The organism is Legionella sp. PATHC039 (assembly GCF_026191275.1).
Taxonomy (GTDB): domain Bacteria; phylum Pseudomonadota; class Gammaproteobacteria; order Legionellales; family Legionellaceae; genus Legionella; species Legionella pneumophila.
In genome coordinates, this window is record NZ_JAPHOP010000001.1 from 3,244,485 (window position 1) to 3,268,472 (window position 23,988).

Sequence of the window (23,988 nt, forward strand, 5' to 3'; positions counted from 1 at the left end):
GGCTTATGTGCTTAGCGTTGCCAGCGCAAATTGATCAGGTTTTGGAAGATAACAAGGCAATCGTTAATTTGGGTGGGATCACCAAGGAAATTTCCACTGTTCTTTTGGAGCAGGTTTCTGAGGGAGAATACGTCATTATTCATGCAGGATTCGCTTTAACAAAACTGGATGAAAGAGAGGCAAAGAAAACATTGAATTTGTTTGCCCAAATGCTAAAGGATGGCTTGAAGTGAAATACATAGAAGAGTTTCGTAACGGTGCTTACGCACAAGCCATTATCAATGAAATTATCGCAACAGCAGAGCCGCAAAGACATTATCAGTTTATGGAGTTTTGTGGAGGCCATACTCATGCTATTCATCGTTATGGGATTCCAAGTTTGCTTCCCAACAATGTTGAAATGATTCATGGCCCCGGTTGTCCTGTTTGCGTTTTGCCTATAGCAAGAATTGATAAGGCTATTGCGCTTGCCTCAATGCCGCAAGTGATTCTGTGCAGTTATGCTGACATGCTGCGAGTCCCGGGAAGTGGACAAAAAAGTTTGTTAACCGCCAAAGCATGCGGTGCTGATGTCAGGATGGTCTATTCTGCGAATGATGCATTAAAAATCGCTCAGGAAAACCCCGATAAAGACGTTGTGTTTTTTGCTATTGGATTTGAAACAACAACACCCCCGACTGCTTTTGTCATTAAGCAAGCGAAAAAATTAAACATCACTAATTTCAGTGTATTTTGTAACCATGTGTTAACACCTATTGCTATGGATAGTTTGCTGCAGGCCAATGAAGTTGCCCTGGACGGCTTTGTTGGCCCAGCCCATGTCAGTATCGTGATTGGGAGTTTTCCTTATGAGCAAGTTTGTAAAAAATACCAAAAACCTATCGTGATATCAGGGTTTGAGCCGTTGGATGTGTTGCATTCTATTCTGATGTTAATTCAACAATTGAATGAGGGGCGTTGTGATGTGGAAATTCAATACACTCGTGCAGTGAATCGTAAGGGTAATCTTTTGTCACAATACATAATGGCCGAAGTCCTGGAAATACGTGATCGTTTTGAATGGCGTGGTTTGGGTTTTATTCCATCCAGCGCGTTAAAGATCAAAGAGTCTTTTTCTGAGTTTGATGCTGAACAGCGTTTCGAATTACCTGAGAGTGCAGCGCAGGAACATAAGCAATGTCTTTGTGGTGAGGTATTAAGAGGAGTAAAAAAACCAACTGATTGCAAATTATTTGCCAAGGCTTGCTTGCCAGAAAATCCTTTAGGATCCTGTATGGTTTCATCGGAGGGAGCTTGTGCAGCAGTTTATGCTTATGGACGGGTTAATGCTTTATGAATGAAATCCTGATAACTAAAAAATTAACGGGGCCAAAGCTGAATTTTAAAGAAGGTACTATCAATTTGACCCATGGCAGTGGTGGACGTGCTATGGCTCAGCTAATTGAACAATTATTTTTAACCGCATTTGATAATGAATGGTTGGCACAGAAAAATGATCAGGCTTGCTTTATTGTTCCTTCAGGACGTATGGTCATGGCAACCGATGCTCATGTTATTTCCCCACTTTTTTTTCCTGGCGGGGACATTGGTTCTTTGTCAGTGCATGGAACTGTTAATGATGTCGCTATGTCAGGGGCAAAACCTATGTATTTGACAGCCAGCTTTATTCTTGAAGAGGGATTTCCTCTTAACGATTTGCGAAAAATCGTTTATTCCATGGCTGATGCAGCCAGGCAAGCAGGTGTTCCCATCATTGCCGGCGATACAAAAGTTGTCGAACGAGGAAAAGGCGATGGTATTTTTATTACGACAACCGGAGTAGGGATTGTCCCTGCGGGAATTCATATTTCGGGCGATGCAGCAAAACCCGGTGACAAAATCATTGTGAGTGGCTTTATAGGGGACCATGGGGTAGCTATTATGGCGCACCGCAATAACCTGGAATTTCAGACCAAAGTGCAGTCTGACACAGCCTCTTTGCATGGGCTTGTCGGTCAGATGGTGAAAGCAGTTCCAGAACTTCATTGCTTGCGTGATCCAACGCGTGGAGGGCTTGCAACGACACTCAATGAATTGGCCTTACAATCCAAAGTCGGGTTTGTTATTGATGAAAGTAAAATTCCGATTCGTACTGAGGTTGCCAGCGCGTGCGAATTATTAGGTCTTGATCCTCTTTATGTTGCTAATGAAGGGAAATTAATAGCAATTTGCCCTTTTGAAAAGGCAGAGCGGCTATTAACTGCTATGAAAGCGCACCCCTTGGGTTTACATGCTGAAATCATTGGTGAGGTGATTGAAGATCATCGCTGTTTTGTTCAGCTGAAAACAAAATTAGGCGGGTTGCGAATTGTGGATTGGCTGGCCGGAGAGCAATTGCCCAGAATCTGTTAATAAGTAATAACGATCGACAAGAAAGGACGACCAGGATGAACGACAAGAGGAACTGTTTTTTGCCTCATGATAAATTGCAACATTTAATTGATTCTTTGCAAAATGCTGGATACTCCTGTGTGGGTCCTCAGGTGCGTGATGGCGCGATTGTTTATGATGTCCTGACCAGGGCTGAGCAATTACCATGGGGTATGCGTGATCATCAAGAACCAGGTGGCTATCGATTGGAACAAATTCCCGAACGCAAAGCTTTTGCATTTGCCAATGGCCCTCAGGGAATAAAGCCTCTATTGTTTAAGCCACAGGAAACAGTTTGGAGGGTTGAGCGTGATGAGCAAGGAAAATTGTGCTTTAAACCATATCAGCCAGATGAAACACCTGTTGCCATTATCGGTTCTCGCGCTTGTGATTTAGCGGCGATGAGCATTCAAGATAAAGTTTTTATAGAAAGTAATAACCCGGATCCTCGTTACAAAAGAAGGCGCGAGCAATTATTTGTTGTTGCAGTGAATTGTACCTATTCCTCTGCGAACTGTTTTTGTGTTTCTGCTGGAACTGGCCCTGCAGTGAACAATTCGTTTGATATTCTTATGACGGAAATTGAAGATGGATTTGTTGTGGAAGCAGGTAGTGATAAAGGCAAAAAGATTATTAATCAATTGGATTTACATGATGCAAAAAGTGCTCAATGTACTGATGCCCAAAATAATGTGAAACAAGCCGCTGCCTTGCAAACCAAGAGGATTCCTCTGGACAATAAAAGGGATTTACGAGATTTGCTGTTTTCGAATTTAAATCATACCCGTTGGGATGAGGTGGCTGAACGATGTTTATCCTGTGGTAATTGTACTTTGGTATGCCCAACCTGTTTTTGTCATAGTGAAGTTGAAAAGCCAGGCCTGGATGGTTGTACCAGTGAACATCATAGAGAGTGGGACTCTTGTTTTACGACAGGTCATACTTATCTCAATGGGAAAATTATTCGTGATGACACAAAAAAGCAATACAGGCAATGGTTAACTCACAAGGTAGGAAGCTGGTTTGATCAATTTGATACAAGTGGCTGTGTTGGATGTGGACGTTGTGTGACCTGGTGTCCTGTGGGAATTGATATAACCGAAGAGTTGGCAGCAATTTCAGGCGAGTCCAATGCAAGGAAAATAGCAAATGAATGAAGTAGTCTATGATCCTTATTTGCCAAAAGAAGTTGAAATTATTCAACGTACGCAGGAATCGTCTTCAATTTTTACTCTGCACTTGCGCTTTACTGATGAAGATCATCATAAGCAATTTCAATTTTATCCTGGTCAATTCAATATGCTATACCTTTATGGGGTCGGTGAAGTGGCCATTTCTATTGTTTCGGATCCCAGAAAGAAAACTTTTCTGAGTCACACTATTCGAGCAGTAGGGCGGGTAACCAAAGCCATGCAAAAACTGCAGGTTGGTGATCGTCTTGGAATACGAGGTCCTTTTGGAGTAGGCTGGCCACTGCAAAAAACGATAGGTAAAGACATTATCGTTCTAACCGGGGGATTGGGTTGTGCCCCATCTGTTTCTATTATTAATTATATTTTAGGAAGACGACGTCATTACGGTAAGCTCAGTATTTTGCAGGGAGTAAAACACAGTGACGATTTTATTTTTAGAAAGCAGTATGCTAAATGGCAAAAAACAGATCATACTGAAGTTTATATAGCTGCAGATCAAGCTGGTCCTAAATGGCCTTGGGGTGTTGGTTATGTGACTGACTTGATTGACCACATCATGATACAACCAGATAACTCTGTGGTGATGATGTGTGGGCCTGAAATGATGATGAATACAGCCGTTAAAGTGTTTACCCAAAAGGGGATTCTTGAAAACGACATCTACCTTAGTATGGAGAGAAACATGGAATGTGGAATTGGTCATTGTGGTCATTGTCAATACGGTGGTTTATTCGTGTGTAAAGATGGTCCTGTATTTGCTTATTCTCAAATTAAAGAGTTATTCAAAGAATCTGGATTTTGAAGTGCCTGAGGAAAGCTATGAAACCACGTATCGCTGTACATAAATTTACTTCTTGTGATGGATGTCAATTGGCATTTTTAAATGTGGGTGAATCGTTTTTGACTTTATCAGACTTAGTTGAAATTGTGCATTTTGCAGAGGCAGGCATGGTGGATGTGGATATGAAAGTGGATATTGCATTTGTGGAAGGCAGTATTTCAACTCCTGATGAAGAGCATCGAATACGTAAAATTCGTGAAAACAGTCAATACCTCATTACCATAGGTGCTTGCGCTACAGCGGGCGGTATACAAGCCTTACGTAATTTTGCAGACTCCAGGGAATGGATGGCCAGTGTTTATGCGTCACCGGATTATATCAAGACTTTAACGACCTCAACAGCTATTGTGCATCACGTTAAAGTGGATTGGGAGTTATGGGGGTGTCCTGTAAATAGCGGGCAGATATTGGAGGCGATTCGTTTTTTATTATCTAACGCGACTCCCAAAATAAAAAGAGATTCTGAATGTATGGAGTGTAAACGAAAAGGGAATGTGTGTGTGCTGGTGACCAAAAAACAACCTTGTATGGGGCCAGTAACTCAAACAGGTTGTGGGTCGCTTTGCCCCACTTTAGGCAGAGCATGTTATGCTTGTTATGGTCCAAAAGAAAATGCTAATCCCAATTCTTTGGGAGAGTGGTTTTTATCTATCGGATTAACCAAAGAAGCGATTGCCAGGCAGTTTTTACATATCAATAATCAGGCACCTGCATTTAATCAAGCCGGAAATTACTTTAAGGGAATTAAAATCAGCAATGGGTAAAAATATTTCAATTAATGTTCCAATTTTGGCGCGGGTGGAAGGAGAGGGCGCTCTTGAACTTTGCATTCGGGATAGCAAAATTGAGACATTAAAATTAAAAATTTATGAACCCCCAAGATTATTTGAGAAATTTCTGGAAGGTCGAAGTTACCACGAAGTGTTGGATTTTGTAGCCCGTATTTGTGGTATATGTCCCGTTGCTTATCAAATGAGTGCTACCCAGGCTATAGAACAATGTTTTAACCTAAGCCCCACTCCTTGGGTTCGCGATATGCGTCGCCTGTTTTATTGTGGCGAATGGCTGGAAAGTCATAGCTTGCACGTCTATTTTTTGGCTTTACCTGATTTTTTAGGATTTCAATCAGCACCTGAAATGGCAAGGAAATATCCAGAGGAAGTGAAATGTGGGTTGCGGATTCAGGCTTTTGGTAATGATTTGATTAAATTGTTAGGAGGGCGTTCCGTTCATCCAGTGGGCGCTTGCGTAGGCGGTTTTTATAAAGCGCCACACCATCCGCAAATCAAATTAATATTAGACAAGGCAAAAGAACGGATCTCGGATTGCGAAGCGTTAATTCATTGGCTTGCGAGCTTATCCTTACCCGATAATTCTCATGATTTTACCAGTGTTTCGCTCTATCACCCTACTGAATATCCTATGAATGAGGGAAGGATTGTTTCAGATCGTGGATTAAATATAGCCAAAGAAGAATTTGATGCTTATTTCAAAGAGCATCATGTGGATTATTCCAATGCATTGCATTGTTTATTGCAAAATAAACCTTATTTAGTGGGTCCTCTGGCCCGTATTAATAATTGTTTTGGGCATTTGCCAGCACCCATTCATCTTCTTTTACAAAGCTTGAATATTCAATTTCCTTCGCGAAATATGTGCCATAGTATTATTGCTCGAGCAGTGGAGATGTACTACTGTGTTTTGGAAGCCATCCGCATTCTGGAACAATATGACTTGCCAGAGCAATCTCGTCCTGAAATCAAACCTCAGGCAGGAGAAGGAGCAGGTTGTACCGAGGCTCCCAGAGGTATGCTGTGGCAGCATTATGTTTTTGATGAAACCGGTCAGGTTTTACAAGCGCGTATTGTTCCTCCCACCAGCCAAAATCAAGCGCGTATTGAGGAAGATTTAAAGCATTCTTTAATACAATTTGGCCTTAATCAGGAGGAAGAAGCGATCAGGTATTTTAGTGAGACGATCATTCGTAATTATGATCCGTGTATTTCATGCTCTACACATTTTCTGAATTTAAAAATCGATAGAATATGAATCTTATAAAAATATTAGGCATAGGCTCACCTTTTGGTGATGATCAAGTAGGATGTTTGGCTGCTGATTGTCTTAAGACAGAATTGTGCAAAGATCAATACATTAGTAAACTGGTGAGCATAGAGTCTCACGATCGGCCTGGTCTTCGTTTGATTGAATTGATGAATCCAGCCAAAGTCGTTTTTTTAATTGATGCTGTAAAGTCCGGATGTGCCATAGGTACAATCCATCGCTTAAAAAATAAAGAGATTTATGCATTTAAAAATATGTTATCGACCCATGAAATGGGGGTGGTTCAAGCTCTTCAATTAGGCCATACCCTTAATGCTCTGCCAGAGCATATTATTTTATATGGGATTGAAATTGATAGCATCGTTTTTAATGCGATGCTGTCTAAACCAGTTGAAAAAGCAATGAGGGTAGTTGTTATCCAAATAAAAAAAGAGATTGATGAAGCACTAAAGCTTATGACATAAGTTTCTTTATGCCTTAGGCAGTCTTCTCAATTGATATCTTAAAGAAATCGTTTCTTAATTTAAAGCGCCAAAGGCTTTACTTCTCCACCGTACTGCATAGCGCGTTTCATTACTTTGCGTCCATAAAAATATCGAGCAATGACGTGGGTTACAAATTGATTGACCAGTTGCGGCAAGAAAGGCATAGGGCGCAAAACATCAATGATTAATACGGCACGATAATCATCACTTGTATTTCTTACTTCATGTGGCCAGGAGTCATCAAAAAGTACTGCTTCTCCTTCTTTCCAGGTATAAGGCTGGTTATTAACTAAAATTTGTGGTGGATTGTTTTGGGGAACATGAATTCCTAAATGATATCTTAGATAGCCAATATAGGGGCCTTCATGGAGGGGAATAGATTTCCCAGGTTCTAAAATCGAGAAAAAAGCTTGTATAAGATGGGGTATTCCTTCCAATAAATTACAAAGTGACGGGCATAATAAACGTGCTTCCTTGAGTTGATAACCAAGAAGATACAGCATGAAAACATTCCAGTTTTTTTCTGTGGTATTTGATATGGCAGACTCTCCGGGATCTATGTCGTGGTAGCGTGGAAATTCTTTTACATTCGCTTGTACATTTTCGAATTCCCTTTTGATATCGGGAAAATGGCGTGTTATGTGATTTAATTCTGGGAAAGTTTGATCAATATCAAAAAAAACCGGGCGTTGATTATATCCTACATAGCGCCCATAAAAGTGATTCAATTTACTCTTGAAATAATGATAGTCTACCATTGCTTATTCCTTTATTTTATTTGTGATAATAATCAGGTGCCGAATGTTCGACTATCCTTGGGAAATTGGTTATTTTAAAATGAAGTGTGAAGAAATGGAAGTTTAAAAAATGCTCGTTTTTATACCGAGACAGTTTTTCAGGTTTTAGAAATGATTCTTGGCATTAAGCTTATTCCAGGTAAGCATATTCTCAATGGCAGTTATCACATAATATTTATCGCTATGGCTTAAAAAATACTGATACCAATTTCCTTTTCCTTGTTATTTTTCAGCTATTACGGTTGGGAAGAGATGAGCCTCGTCATACAGGAAATGAATATTCTTGAAGCCCGCCAACTCGAGTTGTTTTTGGGTTTGTTGGGAAGAGCGATAACACTGGAATTTTGCATTCAAAATATCTGAAAAAATAACTCTCTGCAGTAATAAATCCTCTGGATTAATTTTATTGAACATCCATTCGCATTGTGAACTCAGATGAGGGGGAGGAGTTAAAAAACTGGTTACTAACTTCCCGCCTTTTTTTAAGGCCGTATGAAACTGCTGGTATAAATCCAGAACTTTGTTATCGTCTGGTTCATAAATATTTAACCCATTGCTGGAAATGAGATCAAATTCCTCTTGAATATTAAGCTCCCAGGCATTACGACAAACAAGCGTTGTGAATTTGTCCAGGTTTTGTTGTTTTGCCAAGGCATTGGCTTCCTCTAATCCTGCCTGGTCATAATCTATACCCATCAGTCGGATGTTGTTGATGCCATTGAAATCAAGATAAAGTAATTCCCCTAACATCCCACAGGGGATAGAAGCGAGGGTTGCGCCATTAACCAGAGCTTTTTGATTTTCCTGCAAAAATAACCCAAAGCGTTGTTGGGTTGCTAACATTGTTGGTGCCTTGTCCAATAAGAAACGTTCCATGTCTGATAGTGGCTCGCCACTATTGTTTAACCCCGTCTTTCTTCCGAACCATGGATGAGTCAACATATAATGAGTCCAATACCCATTAATGCCCTGATTTTTTATTAGAAATTGACCAAATCCAAATTGACTTAATTCTTGAAGAATTTTAAGTTGCGTTTCTACTGTGGCATGTGGCTTATCACCCTCTTTTATTATTCTTTCTTTCATTTGCTTTATAACGGTATTCAGCTGACTGGATAATCTTTTAAGTTTTAATTGCTGTGAGTTTAAGATAAGAAAATGGATTTATTTTATAATTCAAACTCACAACAATTATACTTAATATTCTTTAAAATTCGTAGGTTCTCTAACTAACTTCATTACCTTTGACGAAATATCAACAGACTCTAAGAGGGCTTATCAAAAGTGCTGTAAATATACCCTGATATTGGGTTATCCGGATCGGTGAATTCAGGATATAACTCGGTAACTGTTTCATGTATTTGGTTTATATCGCTTCTGAGCAGGTAGCCTTTATTTTTTTCAAACATTTTTTCTGCTGTAAATGCCCTTATTTCATCTTTATAGCTGACTTGTTTTGACGCTTCTGTTTCCAGTTCCTTATCATACAGATCTGAATTTAAAAAATGACAGACTTCATGAATTAATGTTTTGGCAATTTCTTCAACGCTTTTTGTCGAGCTGATATAAATATGTTGGTGATCATAAATAATACCATCTAATTCTTTCTCAATTTTACGTACTGCCGACATTGTAGGCGGGAAAGTTTTTGGAAGAGTAGTATGATAGTCCTTTTTCATAATGGTTTTCATTCTCTGGTAATGATCTGGGGTAAGTTGAAAGAAAGTACTTAATGTGATTTGATTGGAATTTATCGCATCGAGCACTAATCTTGCAACAAAAGATTGATTTTGTTTTATAAGATTGATTGCATCTTGCAATTTTTGTTCGAAATTTTTTTCATCAAAAGCCTGGTTTTTTTCAAAAAAATTGAATTGAGACATTCCTTTTCTCCTATTATCCAGTATTAATGATTACTTCCATGCAATTTCATAGTAACCTTTCTTCAATTAATGAACAATACTGAGGGTAATTTTTCAGAATGATCAGTTTTATTGCTAAATAATTCTTGTATAATTTTGAAAAATTAATTTGAGAGTAGAGAATGTATATACAAAAATTAAAAGAAATGTTTGCTCAAATGGTAATTAAGAAAAACGCCAATCTTATTCCAGAATATTACCATGGGGAGTTTCTGCTCTATACCAATGATATAGTGACAGGTTATGATGAATTTCTAAGCTCGCATCAACAGTATTATGCGACTGAAATTCAATATCAAGTTGAATATGATGAAGAGACTTTCCTTATTGGACAAACACTTCCCCATGCATGGGCATTGGAAAGGACTTGGTTTAGGTCATATTGTCCAAGTCTGGGTTGCCCATATACTTAGTGAAGGTGATCATCGTCTGAACCATGTTGAAAGCTGGGCTGGCGGTTTACTGATAACGCTTGAAAAATGTCTTGCAAGGCCGGTTCGCTCTTTGGATTTCACTGACGATCGTCCCAATACCAAGGCCTTTTGCAACACTTTATTAGTTCGAGTTGGCATGAGCAAGCGACCGCTTGCGCGATCGCCTTGGCTTGCCGTCAACAGCTTAGAGTATTACACACCGGCTCGGCTGATGAGCTGGGGCTGGCTGCATAAGTTCTGCAAGTTTGAAGTTTTTGTTCGACATAAGTTTTCCAACGCATCTGGGCAGCCCGGCCCCCGCCCCCCCCGGGGAGGCCAAATATATCGACTGCAACATCACCACCCAAACCGTCAATAGAATCATCAGTAGTAGTAACAGGAAATGACCCGGCTGCCCCAACCTCGCGATAGGTATATGACCGCGCCACAGTCTCTTTTTCGTCTACCACATAATAGAGCCCCTGCGCCATCATACACCTATCAATGCCCGGTAAACGTCTCATTTCAAAACCTATCAATTGCCGCCATACTAAACGAATTTTGTCATAATTATCATTGCTTGCTTTGTATAAATTACCCCACTCACGGTCAAGTAGTTCAAACGCATGTTGAAGACTCGCGTAGTTATAATGCATGCCAGGCTTGGTAAGAACTTTAGGCGCCCAATCTTTCCGAAATTGACTAAGTGCCTTACAGAGCTCATTGTCGCCGGTCATGTCTTTATGAAGCAATGCCGTTACTTGCTCAGGAGTTGCTTTTTTAATCAGTTCAATCAATGGTGATAAATCATAAGGTTTCTGAGTCAATATGCCTTCAATATGCGGTCTATAACGCTCATATTGGCGTATCATTTCTTGCTCACCGTTGTCTATTTTTGCAAAATAACTTTGCACAATCCCCGCGAGTTCATCATCACCGGCACCTAATACAAACTCATAAAGGGTCACACGCTTTATCTCATCACCACCCGGCGTTTGCACATTCCCAGCTAGAAACAATAGACTTGGATTGGCTTCTAACATCGTCTTTAGTGCGTCAACATCTTCTTGTCTGGCATAGGCGGCAAGAGTTAATGCTTTTGCAATCTCGCTACTGGGGTTTTGGCCATACTCACTGATTTCTTTAATTATATCTATTGGTAAGGCAGAAAAAAGAGTGTCTCTGCGGTTGTTCATCATGAGCATTGTGTAAATTTGTTCGCGGGTTATCATTAGGGCATATCTCTTTAATAATCAACAAAAGAGGCTATTATATAGTCATTTTGGTACATTTTAAAGCTAATATAAAAAATATGAGAAAATTATAAAATTATTGAAATAGCTTGATGGTGATCAAATGCAATGGAACCTCATGAAAATTTGAGCGAACGGCAAGATATAAAACATCTTGTCTATGAAAGGAATCATATTCAACGAATTTCTCAATTTTGTAGAAAAAGTGAATCTTACACCCTGGTGGTTCAAATCATTATTGATAGTCATTTGAAGTCCCATGGTGCCTACACGTCTATCGGCTCTTACTATCCCAAAGAGTTATTTCAATTGGTTAAAGCACTTGCTATGAAAAATGGCAAACCAACATCAATGATTTTACAAGAATATGGTGAGTATTTGTTTGAGGTTTTTGCAAAAAAATATCCCCAATTTTTCAGGGAAAAAAAGTCGGTGTTTCAATTTTTGGAAGCGCTTGAAACACATATTCATTTCGAAGTGAAAAAATTGTATGACCATACTGAACTACCTCATTTTGAATGCCAATATCACATTCAAAATCAAATGGAAATGATTTACACTTCTTCGCGTCCTTTGGCCGATTTTGCGGAAGGTTTAATAAGAAGTTGTATTAAATATCATAAAGAAAACATGACTATTGTTTGTGAAAATCTGCATGCAGAAACAGGTTTTAAGGTAAGATTTGTATTAACGAAAGGCGATCCTGATGAGCGATTATGAAGTATTGTTACGCTATCTTGATAGAGAGATACGCGCAAGGAAAGAAGCTGAAGAAATAAGTGAAAAAAAAATATCCGAGTTATACCGTTCTGCCCAACGTCTGGAAGAGAGTTTAAAGGCTCAAAAAGAAATAAGTAAAAAATTAAAAGAGAAGACCAAGGCATTAAAGCAGCAAATTGCTAAAACAGAAGAAGAACGCCATGCCAAAAGTACTTTACAAACCATATTGGAAAGCGCAATTGAATATTCAATCATTGCAATCAATTTGAAAGGCGTTATCCTGGTTTGGAATGAAGGGGCCAGACGAAATTACGGCTACGAGGCTCAAGAATTAGTGAACAAAGAGAGCATTGAGATTTTGCATACAGTGGAAGATATACACTCAGGTAAAGTAAGAAAGTTTTTTCAAACAGTATGTCGGGAAGGAAAAGCAGAAGAAATATTTCAAAGGGTCAGAAAAGACGGGTCCCAGTTCACTGCTTCCGTTACTATGACTATCCGCCATGATTCGCAAGGAAAAAAAGTAGGGTACGTCATTATTTCAAAAGATATTACAGAAATTAAAGAATTTGAAGACAAGCTGATTAAAAGTAACCAGGATCTTGAAGAGTTTTCATACATTATTTCCCATGACCTAAAAGCGCCGCTAAGGGCAATTATTCAATTGGCAACGTGGATTGAAGAGGATTGCGGAAATAAGTTGGATCCTCTTTCCAGAAAAAAACTTCAATTGCTTAGAGAACGTACCCTTCGCATGAGCGGGATGGTAGATGGCTTATTACAATATGCGCGGGCAGGCAGGGTCAATATGGAGGTAGAATGGGTAGATACTAAAGAGTTAATTCAAGAAATAATAGATATTCTTAACCATGATGAACAATTTACTATCATAGTTCATGAGTCTATGCCGCAACTGTCAACGGCCAAATTACTCCTAAGTCAGGTTTTTTCTAATCTGATAGCAAATAGCATGAAGCACCATCATTGTAAAACGGGAACAATTGAAATTGGTGTTTTGGACAAAGGCACATTTTATGAGTTTTTTGTGGCAGATGATGGTCCGGGCATTGAGCCAGTATATTTTGAGAAAATATTCAGAATATTTCAAACCTTAAAATCCAAAGATGAGGCAGAAACTACCGGCATAGGATTAACTATAGTAAAGAAAATTGTAGAATCTCAAAATGGGAAAATTGAGGTGGACTCTGAGTTGGGTAAAGGCACAAGATTTTCATTTACATGGCCTAAAGTCCCTCATCAATAAAGGTTTAGGTCTATAATTAATTTAGAAATAAAAAAATAAAACATTGTCTCACGGAGAATAGTGATGGACCTCGCAGCTGATAAAGTAGATATCCTGTATTTGGAAGATGATGAGGTTGACATTCAGTCTGTTGAGCGCGTATTCCATAAAATCAGTTCATTAATCAAGATTGAAATAGCTAAAAGTGGGAATCAGGCATTGGATATGCTATATGGTCGAAATAAAGAAAATAAAATTCATCCCAAGTTAATTCTTCTCGACATCAATATACCTAAAATGAACGGTATTGAGTTCTTAAAAGAATTAAGAGCCGACTCTTCCTTTACGGATATAGAGGTATTTGTACTTACGGCAGCTTATACCAGCAAGGATAAGCTGGCTTTTGAGCCTTTAAATATTCGTGGCCATTTAATTAAACCGCTCGATTATGGCGAGGCTATTAAACTATTTTGGATATTACAATCCATGTAGGCGCTGTGGTATTAAATGGTTTTGTAGGTGCCAGGTTGACTTAATGCCATACTGCTTTCGGAAGCTTGTTTTAATGCTTTTTCTAATGGTTCTTTTAATTTAGGGTCGGCGTTTGGATGTTGTTTTAAATATTCTTTGGTCAAATTATTTAAATCAGGATCACGAGGATTTTCTGTAAGGGCTTTGGCTAATTCATTGACTTTTTCAACTCTCATATGTTTGGTAAATTCCTTGTACTCTTTTTTAACAGATGCCATATCGCTTTCTGTTAATTTATGGAACCCTCCCACTTCTCTGGCTTTTTGACATAAGAGTATTCCCTCTATATTGGATCGGGAATTGGCTATTGTGCAATTGTCATTTTTTTGTCCTTTTTGTTTGATATGATGAATGGGCTCTTTGTTTCCAGCAACTGCTTTAATTTGAGACATAATTTCATCATGAGAAGCACCATTCGAATGTCCATTGGCCATGTTATTGATAAACTCTGAGGTGATTTTACTGGAATCATCGATTCGGAAAATATGGGTACCATGTTCATGACTCTTTGCTCCCAGACCGCGATTGGTATATACCAGGTAGCCAGATTTGGAGCCAGGGCCATCGGGTACATAAGACAATCCCATAGCATGGCCTTTACAGCTGACAGGAATTGTGGTGAGTTCGCCACTTTGGATGCGTCTTGAAAGATCCTGACCTGCTTCCGGGTTTCTTTGCGGTGTGCTGAATTTGAAGGCAGATGCCTCGTTTGAAAAATGGAAGGCATTGGCTATTTCCTTAAAGTTCTTGCTGTCAGGATGAGATTTGGCAAAATGACTGACAGAATCTGTCATCAATTGATAAGTTGGCGCTATATGGCCGAATTGAGAGGAGGTGCCATCTACACTGGTTGTTTTTATGCCTAAAACCAGACCAAAATTTTTAACAGGGTGCAGTTTTTCTTTTTCAGGTGGTAGTGGAGGAAAACCAAATTCTTTGGCTGCCTTGCTGTCAAGGGCAATTTCAAAGACGGCTTTTTCTATTGGGCCTGCTTTTGCTCCGTTATCCAGAAAATATTTTGACGTAGCGAAGTCTTGTTTTTGCAGGGCGTATTGCAAGGGGCTTTGCCCTTCTGTGTTTTTGGCTTGAATTAATGCGCTTTGTATGCTGTCATAACCACTTTCTTTGGAAATTTTGCCTAATTGTTCTTTAAATAATTCACCCTGGAGTTTTAATGACATTAATTCGATAAGTAAACGAAAAAACATGTCATTGTCTGCTTTGACTTTATTGATTATTTCGGTTTGCAGAGACATTTTTTTTCGTAGGTCATCGAGTTTGGTTTGCTCCATTGTTGACTCATTGATTTGTTTAAGCATATCCATTGAAATACTTAATTTATCCAAATTTTTAGTGGCAGTTGTCATTTTTGAGTCAGGTGGAGGAGTCAACATGGAACACCCTGATTGATTAGTTGAACTATATAATTATTATACATCAGGACTTGCGAAAATCCCCAATCCCTTTGTTAAAAAATGTTTTTAATGCAGTCATTTAGTTTGTCTTAACTCTCTCATTAAACACATTTTTTGCTCTGACCTTGCGGTAGGGCGTAAGTCCTGTACATAATAAAAACTGTCTAAAAAAACCTGGCTTATCTTTATCAATGATTAGACGGTATGTAATTTGATGTTAGGGATTCGGGTTCTTCCTGCGTTACTTTTCTCTGGTCTTTACAACCAAAAATACTGTACAAAAAAAGACTCAAACAAGATCTTTGCTGTGAATGAGCTGGGATATCTATTTCATTTCGTCTAGTATTATTGGGTTTCTCAAGTAAGAGCTCTTCCTCCGGAAGAAGTTTTTTTGCTGGAGGTTTTTTGTAATACTCAATAAACGCATCTTCAGCAAATCCTGTTGATTTAATAACAAAGTCAAGCAATTCTTTTGGAGTAGGCGTTTTATATTGAGATATAGTAACATTTGAACCAAGTCCAAGGGGATCGGATTTATTCTTGAGATCTCTTGAAAACCATTTGACCAACTCACTTTTTTCGTAAAGATTGGTAATGCCTTCTGAGGTTGGATAAAATACTGGCTCTTTAGGAAGTTCCATACAAATTGCACAATAAAACCAATCCAAATCAACGACTTCGAGTAGCTTTAATTTTTGCTCTAAAATTTCTAACATCATTCTGGCATCTGGCTCAACCACTTTTAAATCTTTTGGGATGCTGTCCTTATAATAGAGCATTTTATCCGGGTCGTTTTGTAGATAAACAATTTTCGTCATAACATCTCCAAAGAATAATACTTTAAATAACATGAGTTATGGATAAAGAGGATATAACAACTAGTCGATACCCAGGGAACGTTTGGGCTGAGGACATGCATAGGCATCGTCTCGAAGTCCTGGCATGAAGCATTAAATCCGATACTAGGCTTCGAGACGGCATAAATGCCTCCTCAGCCCAAGCGGTTCGAGATAATAACTGATTTTATCCATGACTCGCGTTAAATAATATTATTAATGAGTAAACATGAGAAAAAGTGTGCTTTATTGTGGCACCGATGTCAATTTAAAATTTGATCGGGCTGATAGATTACTTACAGGAAATCCAGATTGGTTATTACGGATTTATAAAGTTCTTTGCATGGCAATATGGGGAATACCATCCTCCTCATAAACCGAGCCATAACTCCTAAAGCCAAATTCTTCATAGAATTTTTTCAAGTAATTTTGGGCAGAGCATTGAATGCGAATACCCGTGTAATGCATGTCGCAATTAGACAATAATTCGCGTATCAGTTTCCTTCCATATCCTTTGGTTCGTGCTGATTTAGCTGTAACGACACGGCCAAATGTGAGATGGTTTTCGATCTCAGTTGGAAGAAACAGGCGCAAATAAGCCACGAGAGAATTTTCTTCCAGGCCCAATAAATGCAAGGAAAAAAAATCTTTACCGTCTGGATCAAGGTAGGGGCAGTGCTGTTCTACTACAAAAACGCTCGCTCGTAATGCCAGAATGTCATAGAGTTGTTTGCTTGTTAATTCTGAAAATTCACACCATTTAAAATGAAGCATGAAACACTCCCAATCCGGCTTAAATCTTCGATGCATTATGCTGAAGTTATGACTCTGAAATCAAGTGGAGTTATGATCAGGATTTTGTTAAAAAATGTTTTTAATTGAGTCAATTGGTTTAAATAAACCACTTATTAAAAACATTATTTGCTTCCAACTGGATGTATTTGGCAAGTTCTGATTATACCAGAGCAAATTTACAGGCAATGGGTTGAAGTAAAAATCATTATCGAAATTATCTTTAGTAATTAATGCAAATTCATATATTATGGTGAGGATTTTTTTAACAGGGAGTATCTATCGATGTCGTTTAATAATTTCTTAAAAACATTCAATGAATTTTTATTAGAACAAGGCGGTACCACTTACCAGGCTGTTGACCATTATTTGAAAGGGAAAGACAAACCCCTCAAATCAGTTTTTTTTGCTCCTTATTCATCTGTCCCTAATTTTTTATACAGAGCAGGCCATGTGATAACGGCACCGATTAGTTTTTCTATTATAACTTTAGAACTTGTTTCATCGTCGCTCTATTTGAGCTTAAAGTCTCTCAACAGCCTGGTTTTTTCTGATAAAAAAGCCGCAAAGATTCATATTATTGATAGCGTGGTGCATTTCGCTGTTTCTCTTATTACCGCAATTGGTGTGATTGTTAGCCCCATTATTAATTTGATCGATTTGATTGGAGGAGCAATATCAACTATGAGGGTAAAAAGTGAGCCAGCAGAACAGATGAGACCATCTGTTCTCTAGTTTTCGCCAGATTTGAAATAAATAAGGGGTGCGATTGAGCCACCTAATCAGATTTTTGCTATAGTCAGACCGCAACAGGATTCGGTTACTGAATTAAGATGATCGATTCCTGTGGCGGCAACTCGACTTAATACATACAACGGATTAAAAATAAGCGACATTAAGGTTGAGAGTAATGCAACACAAGCCATACCTGCAGCAACAATAGATCCGGCAGCAGTAGATTTAAATGATGAGACAGTTTGCTCTCTCAATTCGGATCTCGGAACACATATCGCAAAGATCAAAGCAAATGGTGAAAGAACTAATGCCCCTACTAAGTGGATTATCGCCTTCAGCAAAAAACCTGCTGTGTGAATACCAAGCCAAAGAGGTTTTTCAATAGGCCGTACTGCTAATGTGGTGAATGAATCTATGGAATGAATGGGTTCGAAATATTTTCTTTGTGGTATGGGTATAGCCTCAGAATATTTTGCACGAATGTTTTGATAATAACGCCAATCGTCTTCGATATGAGAAAAAAATGATCTTTGAAAAGCCACTGGAAACTCCTTGTTATTGAATCAGCGGATATTAAAAAAATTGGCAGTGTTTGTAAATAATAGGCAAGTTATTCATTTTTCAAATCTTGGAATTTTCTTGCTGACAGAGACAACAAGAGGTTTTTACTGGGCTTATTTATGCCCACAGTGTTATTAATTTTGTCTTAAGCAAACTATATTACAATGGTGCCAAAAAAGCTTAATATGAAAGAGTATAGCGAAATTGAAAGAACAATTAGCCAAAATATTCGAAAAATACCCCTTTGTTCATTTAGATAAATCAGGTGAGCTATCAATAATTGTGCCTTTAACAGGCGCGGCCAGTATCTCCTGCAATTTTACTGCCGATGAAACCAAGCCAATTTTTCTTTATTTATTTGGCGATAATACGTGTAAATCAGATCTGGAAAGAAGAACTTTTTTTTATGGAAAGCAGAAATCCGGAGGTCGTCACTCTGTAAAACCCTTTACCGAATTGTTCTCAAATCTGATTCATGAATTAAATGGTCTCAAATCGTCTACTGAAATTCGTGTGGATGAGCAGCTATTTCTTGAAACGATCATAGAAAATCTTAATGAGTTGAAAGAGCAAGCTCTCGCTTTCAGAAAAGGAAATCCAAGCATTGAAGAGATGAAAAATGATTTTAGTCATAGCGATGAAATCATCGTATCAAAGAGCGAATTTGTTGTAACGGTGTATCCTGACAGAGTCCGACAATTTGATTTGCCAAACGTAATGAGTCTTATAAACCCCGGAGAATCGCGCTACAAGCAATTACTTGCCCAGTCCAACATTAATCAATGCTTGGATGCATTGTCTCTTGTGCAAAAGCCTGCTGCAGAGGATAACTTGGACCTTATTGCTGATGCGCTGGGAAAACTGGGCGCAAACCCCATCGATTACTTATGCAAAAAAGATAATAAAGATCCTAAAGCTTTATTTAAAGCGGTTTATGAAATTCTGCAAAAACAGGATACCTCTTTAGAAAATCAACAATCAGCTGTTTTCGAAGTCATGGAAAGCAATTTGGTCGCTGCATTTGGAGATAACGAAGACTTTAGTACCTGGCAAAAGGAAGAGATAGTCGATGCAATTAAATCAATATTTAAACAAGCGCATTTGCTGAGTGAACAATCAGAAACCAAGCAAAAAACATTTGCAGATGTCTACAGTCAGGCTTTTGATAAATGTAACGAAAGCACTAATGATGATTCTGAATCAGGATGTAAACGCAGGAACACCTATCAGTTGTTTATTTTACAAACGTTTCTCTATTTGTGTTCTTTGCAGTTGCGTTTAAAAAACAAAGAAAAGGCAAAAAAATTCCTGGGTTTGTTTGAAGACAGGGGGACGTTGAATAATTTGGTATTACAATTATGTACTGATGAACAAGCGTTTATGAGAATGATGGCCGATGAATTTGAGCTGTCTTCTGCAGAATACGCGTCTATTGCTGAATCAACTTATGGTATCGTCTTGGCTCATATTGATGCTGAACATTTTGATGAACTAAGAATAGCATGCAGTGCTCAATTGCTCCAGGATTCCAATTATATCGTGATGGGAGGACGTCTTTGTTGGAGCACCAGTTCTATTAATGAAGAGGGAAATATAAGAAGTTTGGAGCAGCAAAAGAAAATTTCGTCTGAAAATTTTGAAATTTTTTATAATCAAAGACAATCTTATATTGATAAATCAAGAGAGTTTCAACAGATAAAAGTTCTGCTAGATAAAGAAGTGAATGACGAAGGGATAGCTGAAGCTGTGGCGTCAAAAGTTCGTTACCTGACGAAATATCAAAAGTCACAAATCTTAAGCGAAGTGATTCAAAAAAAGAAATACGAACATGCAAAACTTTTAATTGAAAACTATGCCAATCTTGTTTTCCCATCCGTTTTTATTTCAGTGATAAAGAGTACACCGGTTCATATTGATTTGATTCGAGCATTTCTCAAAGCGGACTCTCGTCATGCGTTGAATATTGAGGGGAATGATTTAATTCAGGCAGCAAAAAAAGGAGATTTTGAGCTGGTTAAAATCATTATAGAACATAGACCGGATTTATTGGAATCCAAAGACTCTTTCCAACAAACTCCGTTGCTTTGGGCTTGTGCCAATGGCTATGTGGATATCGTGGAATATTTAATGGATTCAGGTGCTGATATTCATGTCAGAACAAAAGTGTCTGGGAGTCATCGATATAAAATTGGAGAAACCCCAACTGGGGGACGAACCGCACTTGATTGGGCGCGATGTTATGATAAAACTGACCCTGTAAAGGCATCAAAGATAATTGCCTTATTTGATACCTACTATCAGCGCATGGAAGACCATTTTAAATCCAACATTGCTTATAAAGACCAATTCAACAAGGTTCATTTAACCCAGGCGATAAATAATGGGGATTTAAAATTAATCGCATTGATTTTAAAGTATTGCCCACACCTCGAAAAATTTTTTACTCAAGAAGATCAACTACGTGCAAAACAACGACATAATCAGCAGATGTTGCGTTCTCAAATTATGCCGTATCAAAATTCATTCAATAAGTTATTAGACGAATTACAAAGAAAAGCGGAATTGCTGAATAAAAAATATGGTACTCTTCACGAAGCAACCAATGTCATGCAAGCACTAATTAATGATTTATCCACAGTAGGAAATGATTTTTTTATGGATGATATCACTCCTCAATCATTTCAAAAATTTGAAAAGAAGTGTAAGCAGGTTCTTGAGGAGGCCAGCCCTGTTTTATCAACTCATCGTGGTTGGCATGGCTATCCTGATTTTGTCAGAAGAATTATAGGAGTTATTGCAACCTTGGCAGTTATTCCTGCATTGGTTGTACACTTTTCATCCGCAAAAGGATATGTAGGAGTTTTCTTTTCTGGCAAAGAAAATATAAAAACAGATTCTTCTGAAAAAATGGGTGAATTTGCGAATAGCCTGGAAGTCCTAAAAACAGAAATATCCAATAAGCTGGCTTAACTGGATAACTGGGCTGCTGAAACCAAAGGTTTCTTTCTATTCTGTTTGGGTTGCAAGCAAAGGGTTCTATGGAACCCTTGATTTTTGTTCTAATTAAACACTTTATTTTTAAAGTTAAACCAGATATGATGCAAAGAAGTAATATGATTTAGTTTTATATGAAACCCATCGACTTAAAGGAATATCTCCAAAAATTAAAATTAGGTTTTCAATTATTATCTGATTTACCCCCCGAAGAACAGATTAAATACTTAAACAGTATTTATTTAGCACATATTAAAGTTTTTCCTTATTCCAATTTTGAATTACGCAGAATTGCTAATCAACATCCTGTCCAAAGACAATCCTTGTCTTTTTTTAATTATACAAAGCTGCTTTCTTCAGAGCATGGAGGGTATTGTTACCAAAGTGCGGGTCTGTTGTTTGATGCATTAGTGCAATTGGGATTTAAGACGGAATATTGTGCGGCGCGTGTTCTTGTTGGCGAACCTGTGAATTCCCCTAAGGTACTTGCGATACCTGCTACTCATCTTGTTTTAGTAGTGACTCTTGGAGACAAAAAATTTCTTCTGGATCCGGGATTGGGCGCTTCTGCTCCAAGGCTCCCAATATTGATAACAGAAAAAGACGAGTCCATTTTACAAGGTAAAGAAGAGTTTAAATTTTATAAACATGATGGTGTGCATGTTCTGGAGAGAAAAACAAGTCAAGGGTGGTTTCGCTTGATGCAGACTGATTTGCTCCCCATAGATCTCAAAACGGTAGAGATGAACTTACTCAAATTGGAACGTTACCCGGATACAATTTCTATTCGAGACAATAAAACGGTTGTTGGATCTATTACGGAATATGGACGTAAATCCTTGGTTTGGGACGCTCAATCGAATCAATTGAAATTTTCAAAACATGATGGCGATGAAGTCATTCAAAAAACTTTAACCAGTTTTGAGGAGGCGGTGCAAATACTTGTTAAGACGTTTGGTATCGATCATATTTCCGCGCAAGAGTTGAAAACTTACTGTACTGAAACAAATCTTCCCCAGCCAATAAAACCTTGGACTGTGGACTTCCCCCTTGATCAAGCGGAGTTAAAAAGAATGGAGGAAAATTTAATTTTTAGACTATAGAAAAGTGATTTGTATTGGCTTTTCCAGGCAGGTTCAGCCCATCAGAACTTATCTTTGTTATTAAAAGGCCTGCTTATCGCTATGCGGCCAGCCCTTCTAACAATAAAATCAGCAGAAACCCAATGAAAAAACATAAAGTAATATAAGGGGTTTCACGAACTTCATGGGCTTCAAGCAATAATTCCTCAGTGACCAGATAAAGTAATGCCGCAACACCAAATGATAAAATTCCATTGGTAATCGATAGCGGTAAATGAATTAATAAACTGGCACCCAGAGCAGCTCCCACAGGGATCAATATAGCTAAAATGAGGCTGGTTAACAGACAAATTGGTACGCTCACCTGCCTTACTCCTAAAGTGGCAGTTGTCGATAATCCCAAAAAGAAAATTTCAATGGCAAGGGCAATAGCGATAAGAACTCCTTCTCGTTCACCAGCCAAAAAAGCAACCCCAATTAAAATACCGTCTATTAATAAATCAATTCCAACTGCGGTTAATAATCCCCAGGATAGACCTGTTTTTTTGTTCAAGATCCTCGAGCCTGTTAGCCAACCATTTTAGGAATAACATGCCCAGAATGCCTACCGAAAAGCCGATAATAAGAGCAACAGGATCATGGTATGCTCCGATTTTGGGTAGCAGTTCTTTTGCTACAGCAGCAAAAACAACACCTGCTGCAAAATGTTGGGTGGCACTGATTATTGAACCACCTGGACGGTAAAGGCTCGCGATGCCCCCACCAATTAACATCAATATGGCGGGTAATAAAGAATAGGAGGTAATAAGCGAAATAGATGGGGTCATAAGAGATATTCTTTAAGGTAATGTTGATAGAATAATCAAATAATTAACCCAGTTCAAGAATGGCAGGCATTGCCACATTGGCTTAATTATTTATGATAGCACCATAGATGGCAGTAGAATGTTCTGTCATATAGGCCCATAGGCGATCTCCATAGGAAAAATGCCACCATTCTCTGGGGTAATTAACAAAACCATGCTTAGCCATTATTTTCAGCATCAGAATACGATTTTGCATAGCTTCTTCAGAAATAAGTTTTGAATAGGTTTCACTTAAATCAGGATCAACAATTAACCAGTCCTTTGCAGCCATTCCAAGATTAACCAAATTGCCATAGCTATCAATGAGTTCAATATCGATTGCGGCCCCGGTGCTATGCGGTGGTATATTAGCTGTCCCATCCAAATGGATTACTGGAGAAACCAGACGACAGGTTTCATTAAATAAATCCTCATAGGAATCGTACTGTTTGCTTTGACGCAGGTTATCACGTTGTTGGTTAAACAGAATTTCCTGAACAGTCAGACTACGCAATCCTTCATATAATCTAAAGCGCCAGCCATAGGGTAGATCATTTTGTGCCAAGCATAATTTTTGATATACAGTTTTACGTATTTTGGTATAGTCATTTGCAGTTAAAGGGGTTTCTGGAGGGGGCCCATAAACAATAATATTTTGGCTTTTAAGATCAATGAGCTCTTCGCCGCATTCTTTAACAGGGATAGATATTATTTCTTTATCTGCGATATGTGCTATGGGTTTCATTATTTTTTCGTAAAACAAGCAAAATTTTATTGCATGGATTCGACAAGTTATCTGCACATTAATTATATCATGCTAACAAAAAAGCAGGTTAGGTCTTATGCTTTAGTTATTTAAA

At 38.3% G+C, this 23,988-nt stretch carries 25 protein-coding genes and 1 pseudogene; 15 read left to right on the forward strand and 11 right to left on the reverse strand.

From position 1 onward, the window contains the following. Positions 1 to 5 precede the first annotated feature (5 nt). From OQI99_RS14760 to OQI99_RS14795, 8 genes are read left to right on the forward strand one after another with little or no spacing between them, the layout of a single operon-like run. Positions 6 to 233 (forward strand): HypC/HybG/HupF family hydrogenase formation chaperone, encoded by a 228-nt coding sequence (locus tag OQI99_RS14760; RefSeq protein WP_061513313.1) that lies wholly within the window; start codon positions 6 to 8, stop codon positions 231 to 233. Then, a complete protein-coding gene (gene hypD, locus OQI99_RS14765; protein ID WP_061513312.1) occupies positions 230 to 1,336 on the forward strand; it encodes a hydrogenase formation protein HypD in 1,107 nt (368 codons plus the stop codon). Before OQI99_RS14760 ends, hypD begins: the two co-directional genes overlap by 4 nt. Next, the gene (gene hypE, locus OQI99_RS14770) at positions 1,333 to 2,391 is read left to right on the forward strand and encodes a hydrogenase expression/formation protein HypE (protein WP_061513311.1); all 1,059 of its coding nucleotides are present in this window, start codon (positions 1,333 to 1,335) and stop codon (positions 2,389 to 2,391) included. The genes hypD and hypE overlap by 4 nt, the downstream gene beginning before the upstream one ends. A 35-nt stretch (positions 2,392 to 2,426) precedes the next feature. After that, positions 2,427 to 3,566: a 4Fe-4S dicluster domain-containing protein gene (locus OQI99_RS14775; protein ID WP_061513310.1), complete on the forward strand. Its 1,140-nt coding sequence runs from the start codon at positions 2,427 to 2,429 to the stop codon at positions 3,564 to 3,566. Continuing rightward, positions 3,559 to 4,404, forward strand: coding sequence for an FAD/NAD(P)-binding protein (locus OQI99_RS14780; RefSeq protein ID WP_265732261.1), 846 nt, complete (start codon positions 3,559 to 3,561; stop codon positions 4,402 to 4,404). The genes OQI99_RS14775 and OQI99_RS14780 overlap by 8 nt, the downstream gene beginning before the upstream one ends. A 17-nt stretch (positions 4,405 to 4,421) precedes the next feature. Beyond that, entirely contained in the window at positions 4,422 to 5,207 is a 786-nt protein-coding gene (locus OQI99_RS14785) for a sulfhydrogenase subunit delta (protein ID WP_061513308.1), read from the forward strand. Further along, positions 5,200 to 6,492, forward strand: coding sequence for a Ni/Fe hydrogenase subunit alpha (locus tag OQI99_RS14790; protein ID WP_265732262.1), 1,293 nt, complete (start codon positions 5,200 to 5,202; stop codon positions 6,490 to 6,492). The genes OQI99_RS14785 and OQI99_RS14790 overlap by 8 nt, the downstream gene beginning before the upstream one ends. Next, positions 6,489 to 6,968, forward strand: a complete 480-nt coding sequence (locus OQI99_RS14795; RefSeq protein WP_265732263.1) for a hydrogenase maturation protease — start codon at positions 6,489 to 6,491, stop codon at positions 6,966 to 6,968. The genes OQI99_RS14790 and OQI99_RS14795 overlap by 4 nt, the downstream gene beginning before the upstream one ends. A gap of 59 nt (positions 6,969 to 7,027) precedes the next feature. Here OQI99_RS14795 and OQI99_RS14800 read toward each other — a convergent pair whose 3' ends face one another. The 3 genes from OQI99_RS14800 to OQI99_RS14810 all read right to left on the reverse strand — a co-directional run bounded on the left by OQI99_RS14800 (position 7,028) and on the right by OQI99_RS14810 (position 9,690). Next, positions 7,028 to 7,747: an aspartyl/asparaginyl beta-hydroxylase domain-containing protein gene (locus OQI99_RS14800; protein WP_027267622.1), complete on the reverse strand. Its 720-nt coding sequence runs from the start codon at positions 7,745 to 7,747 to the stop codon at positions 7,028 to 7,030. A 261-nt stretch (positions 7,748 to 8,008) separates the two neighbouring features. Beyond that, the gene (locus OQI99_RS14805; protein ID WP_265732264.1) at positions 8,009 to 8,872 is read right to left on the reverse strand and encodes an SAM-dependent methyltransferase; all 864 of its coding nucleotides are present in this window, start codon (positions 8,870 to 8,872) and stop codon (positions 8,009 to 8,011) included. 179 nt (positions 8,873 to 9,051) lie between these two features. Beyond that, entirely contained in the window at positions 9,052 to 9,690 is a 639-nt protein-coding gene (locus OQI99_RS14810) for a hypothetical protein (protein WP_265732379.1), read from the reverse strand. A 140-nt stretch (positions 9,691 to 9,830) separates the two neighbouring features. Here OQI99_RS14810 and OQI99_RS14815 point away from each other — a divergent pair, with 140 nt between their 5' ends. After that, positions 9,831 to 10,121, forward strand: a complete 291-nt coding sequence (locus tag OQI99_RS14815; RefSeq protein WP_265732265.1) for a hypothetical protein — start codon at positions 9,831 to 9,833, stop codon at positions 10,119 to 10,121. 9 nt (positions 10,122 to 10,130) lie between these two features. On the opposite strand, the gene OQI99_RS14820 is transcribed toward OQI99_RS14815, so the two are convergent. Further along, the gene (locus OQI99_RS14820) at positions 10,131 to 10,280 is read right to left on the reverse strand and encodes a hypothetical protein (RefSeq protein WP_154694780.1); all 150 of its coding nucleotides are present in this window, start codon (positions 10,278 to 10,280) and stop codon (positions 10,131 to 10,133) included. A 38-nt stretch (positions 10,281 to 10,318) separates the two neighbouring features. Beyond that, the gene (locus OQI99_RS14825) at positions 10,319 to 11,320 is read right to left on the reverse strand and encodes a hypothetical protein (RefSeq protein WP_265732266.1); all 1,002 of its coding nucleotides are present in this window, start codon (positions 11,318 to 11,320) and stop codon (positions 10,319 to 10,321) included. Positions 11,321 to 11,482: 162 nt separating this feature from the next. On the opposite strand from OQI99_RS14825, the gene OQI99_RS14830 reads away from it, so the two are divergent. The 3 genes from OQI99_RS14830 to OQI99_RS14840 all read left to right on the forward strand — a co-directional run bounded on the left by OQI99_RS14830 (position 11,483) and on the right by OQI99_RS14840 (position 13,829). After that, the gene (locus OQI99_RS14830) at positions 11,483 to 12,094 is read left to right on the forward strand and encodes a heme NO-binding domain-containing protein (protein ID WP_265732267.1); all 612 of its coding nucleotides are present in this window, start codon (positions 11,483 to 11,485) and stop codon (positions 12,092 to 12,094) included. Continuing rightward, positions 12,081 to 13,358 (forward strand): sensor histidine kinase, encoded by a 1,278-nt coding sequence (locus OQI99_RS14835; RefSeq protein WP_265732268.1) that lies wholly within the window; start codon positions 12,081 to 12,083, stop codon positions 13,356 to 13,358. The genes OQI99_RS14830 and OQI99_RS14835 overlap by 14 nt, the downstream gene beginning before the upstream one ends. Positions 13,359 to 13,421: 63 nt before the next feature. Beyond that, positions 13,422 to 13,829 (forward strand): response regulator, encoded by a 408-nt coding sequence (locus OQI99_RS14840; protein WP_011216339.1) that lies wholly within the window; start codon positions 13,422 to 13,424, stop codon positions 13,827 to 13,829. Between the two features lie 11 nt (positions 13,830 to 13,840). Here the strand turns inward: OQI99_RS14840 and ankD are convergent, their stop codons facing one another. The 3 genes from ankD to OQI99_RS14855 form a co-directional block, all read right to left on the reverse strand. Continuing rightward, complete coding sequence (ankD, locus tag OQI99_RS14845; RefSeq protein ID WP_265732269.1) at positions 13,841 to 15,262, reverse strand: Dot/Icm T4SS effector AnkD/LegA15; 1,422 nt, start codon at positions 15,260 to 15,262, stop codon at positions 13,841 to 13,843. A gap of 209 nt (positions 15,263 to 15,471) precedes the next feature. Next, positions 15,472 to 16,101: a hypothetical protein gene (locus tag OQI99_RS14850; RefSeq protein ID WP_322783727.1), complete on the reverse strand. Its 630-nt coding sequence runs from the start codon at positions 16,099 to 16,101 to the stop codon at positions 15,472 to 15,474. Positions 16,102 to 16,446: 345 nt separating this feature from the next. After that, on the reverse strand, positions 16,447 to 16,893 hold the full coding sequence (locus OQI99_RS14855; RefSeq protein WP_265732271.1) for a GNAT family N-acetyltransferase: 447 nt from the start codon (positions 16,891 to 16,893) through the stop codon (positions 16,447 to 16,449). A gap of 303 nt (positions 16,894 to 17,196) precedes the next feature. Here OQI99_RS14855 and OQI99_RS14860 point away from each other — a divergent pair, with 303 nt between their 5' ends. After that, a complete protein-coding gene (locus OQI99_RS14860; protein ID WP_265732272.1) occupies positions 17,197 to 17,646 on the forward strand; it encodes a hypothetical protein in 450 nt (149 codons plus the stop codon). A 47-nt stretch (positions 17,647 to 17,693) separates the two neighbouring features. Here OQI99_RS14860 and OQI99_RS14865 read toward each other — a convergent pair whose 3' ends face one another. Next, on the reverse strand, positions 17,694 to 18,188 hold the full coding sequence (locus OQI99_RS14865) for a hypothetical protein (RefSeq protein ID WP_265732273.1): 495 nt from the start codon (positions 18,186 to 18,188) through the stop codon (positions 17,694 to 17,696). Between the two features lie 223 nt (positions 18,189 to 18,411). Here OQI99_RS14865 and ankF point away from each other — a divergent pair, with 223 nt between their 5' ends. Together ankF and OQI99_RS14875 are read left to right on the forward strand one after the other, a co-directional pair. Continuing rightward, positions 18,412 to 21,177: a Dot/Icm T4SS effector AnkF/LegA14/Ceg31 gene (ankF, locus tag OQI99_RS14870; protein WP_265732274.1), complete on the forward strand. Its 2,766-nt coding sequence runs from the start codon at positions 18,412 to 18,414 to the stop codon at positions 21,175 to 21,177. Positions 21,178 to 21,335: 158 nt separating this feature from the next. Further along, on the forward strand, positions 21,336 to 22,304 hold the full coding sequence (locus OQI99_RS14875; protein WP_265732275.1) for an arylamine N-acetyltransferase family protein: 969 nt from the start codon (positions 21,336 to 21,338) through the stop codon (positions 22,302 to 22,304). 79 nt (positions 22,305 to 22,383) lie between these two features. Here the strand turns inward: OQI99_RS14875 and OQI99_RS16220 are convergent. Next, positions 22,384 to 23,110 (reverse strand): annotated as a pseudogene (locus OQI99_RS16220) (ZIP family metal transporter). An 82-nt stretch (positions 23,111 to 23,192) separates the two neighbouring features. Beyond that, positions 23,193 to 23,873: a M15 family metallopeptidase gene (locus tag OQI99_RS14890; protein ID WP_265732278.1), complete on the reverse strand. Its 681-nt coding sequence runs from the start codon at positions 23,871 to 23,873 to the stop codon at positions 23,193 to 23,195. Positions 23,874 to 23,988: the final 115 nt, after the last annotated feature.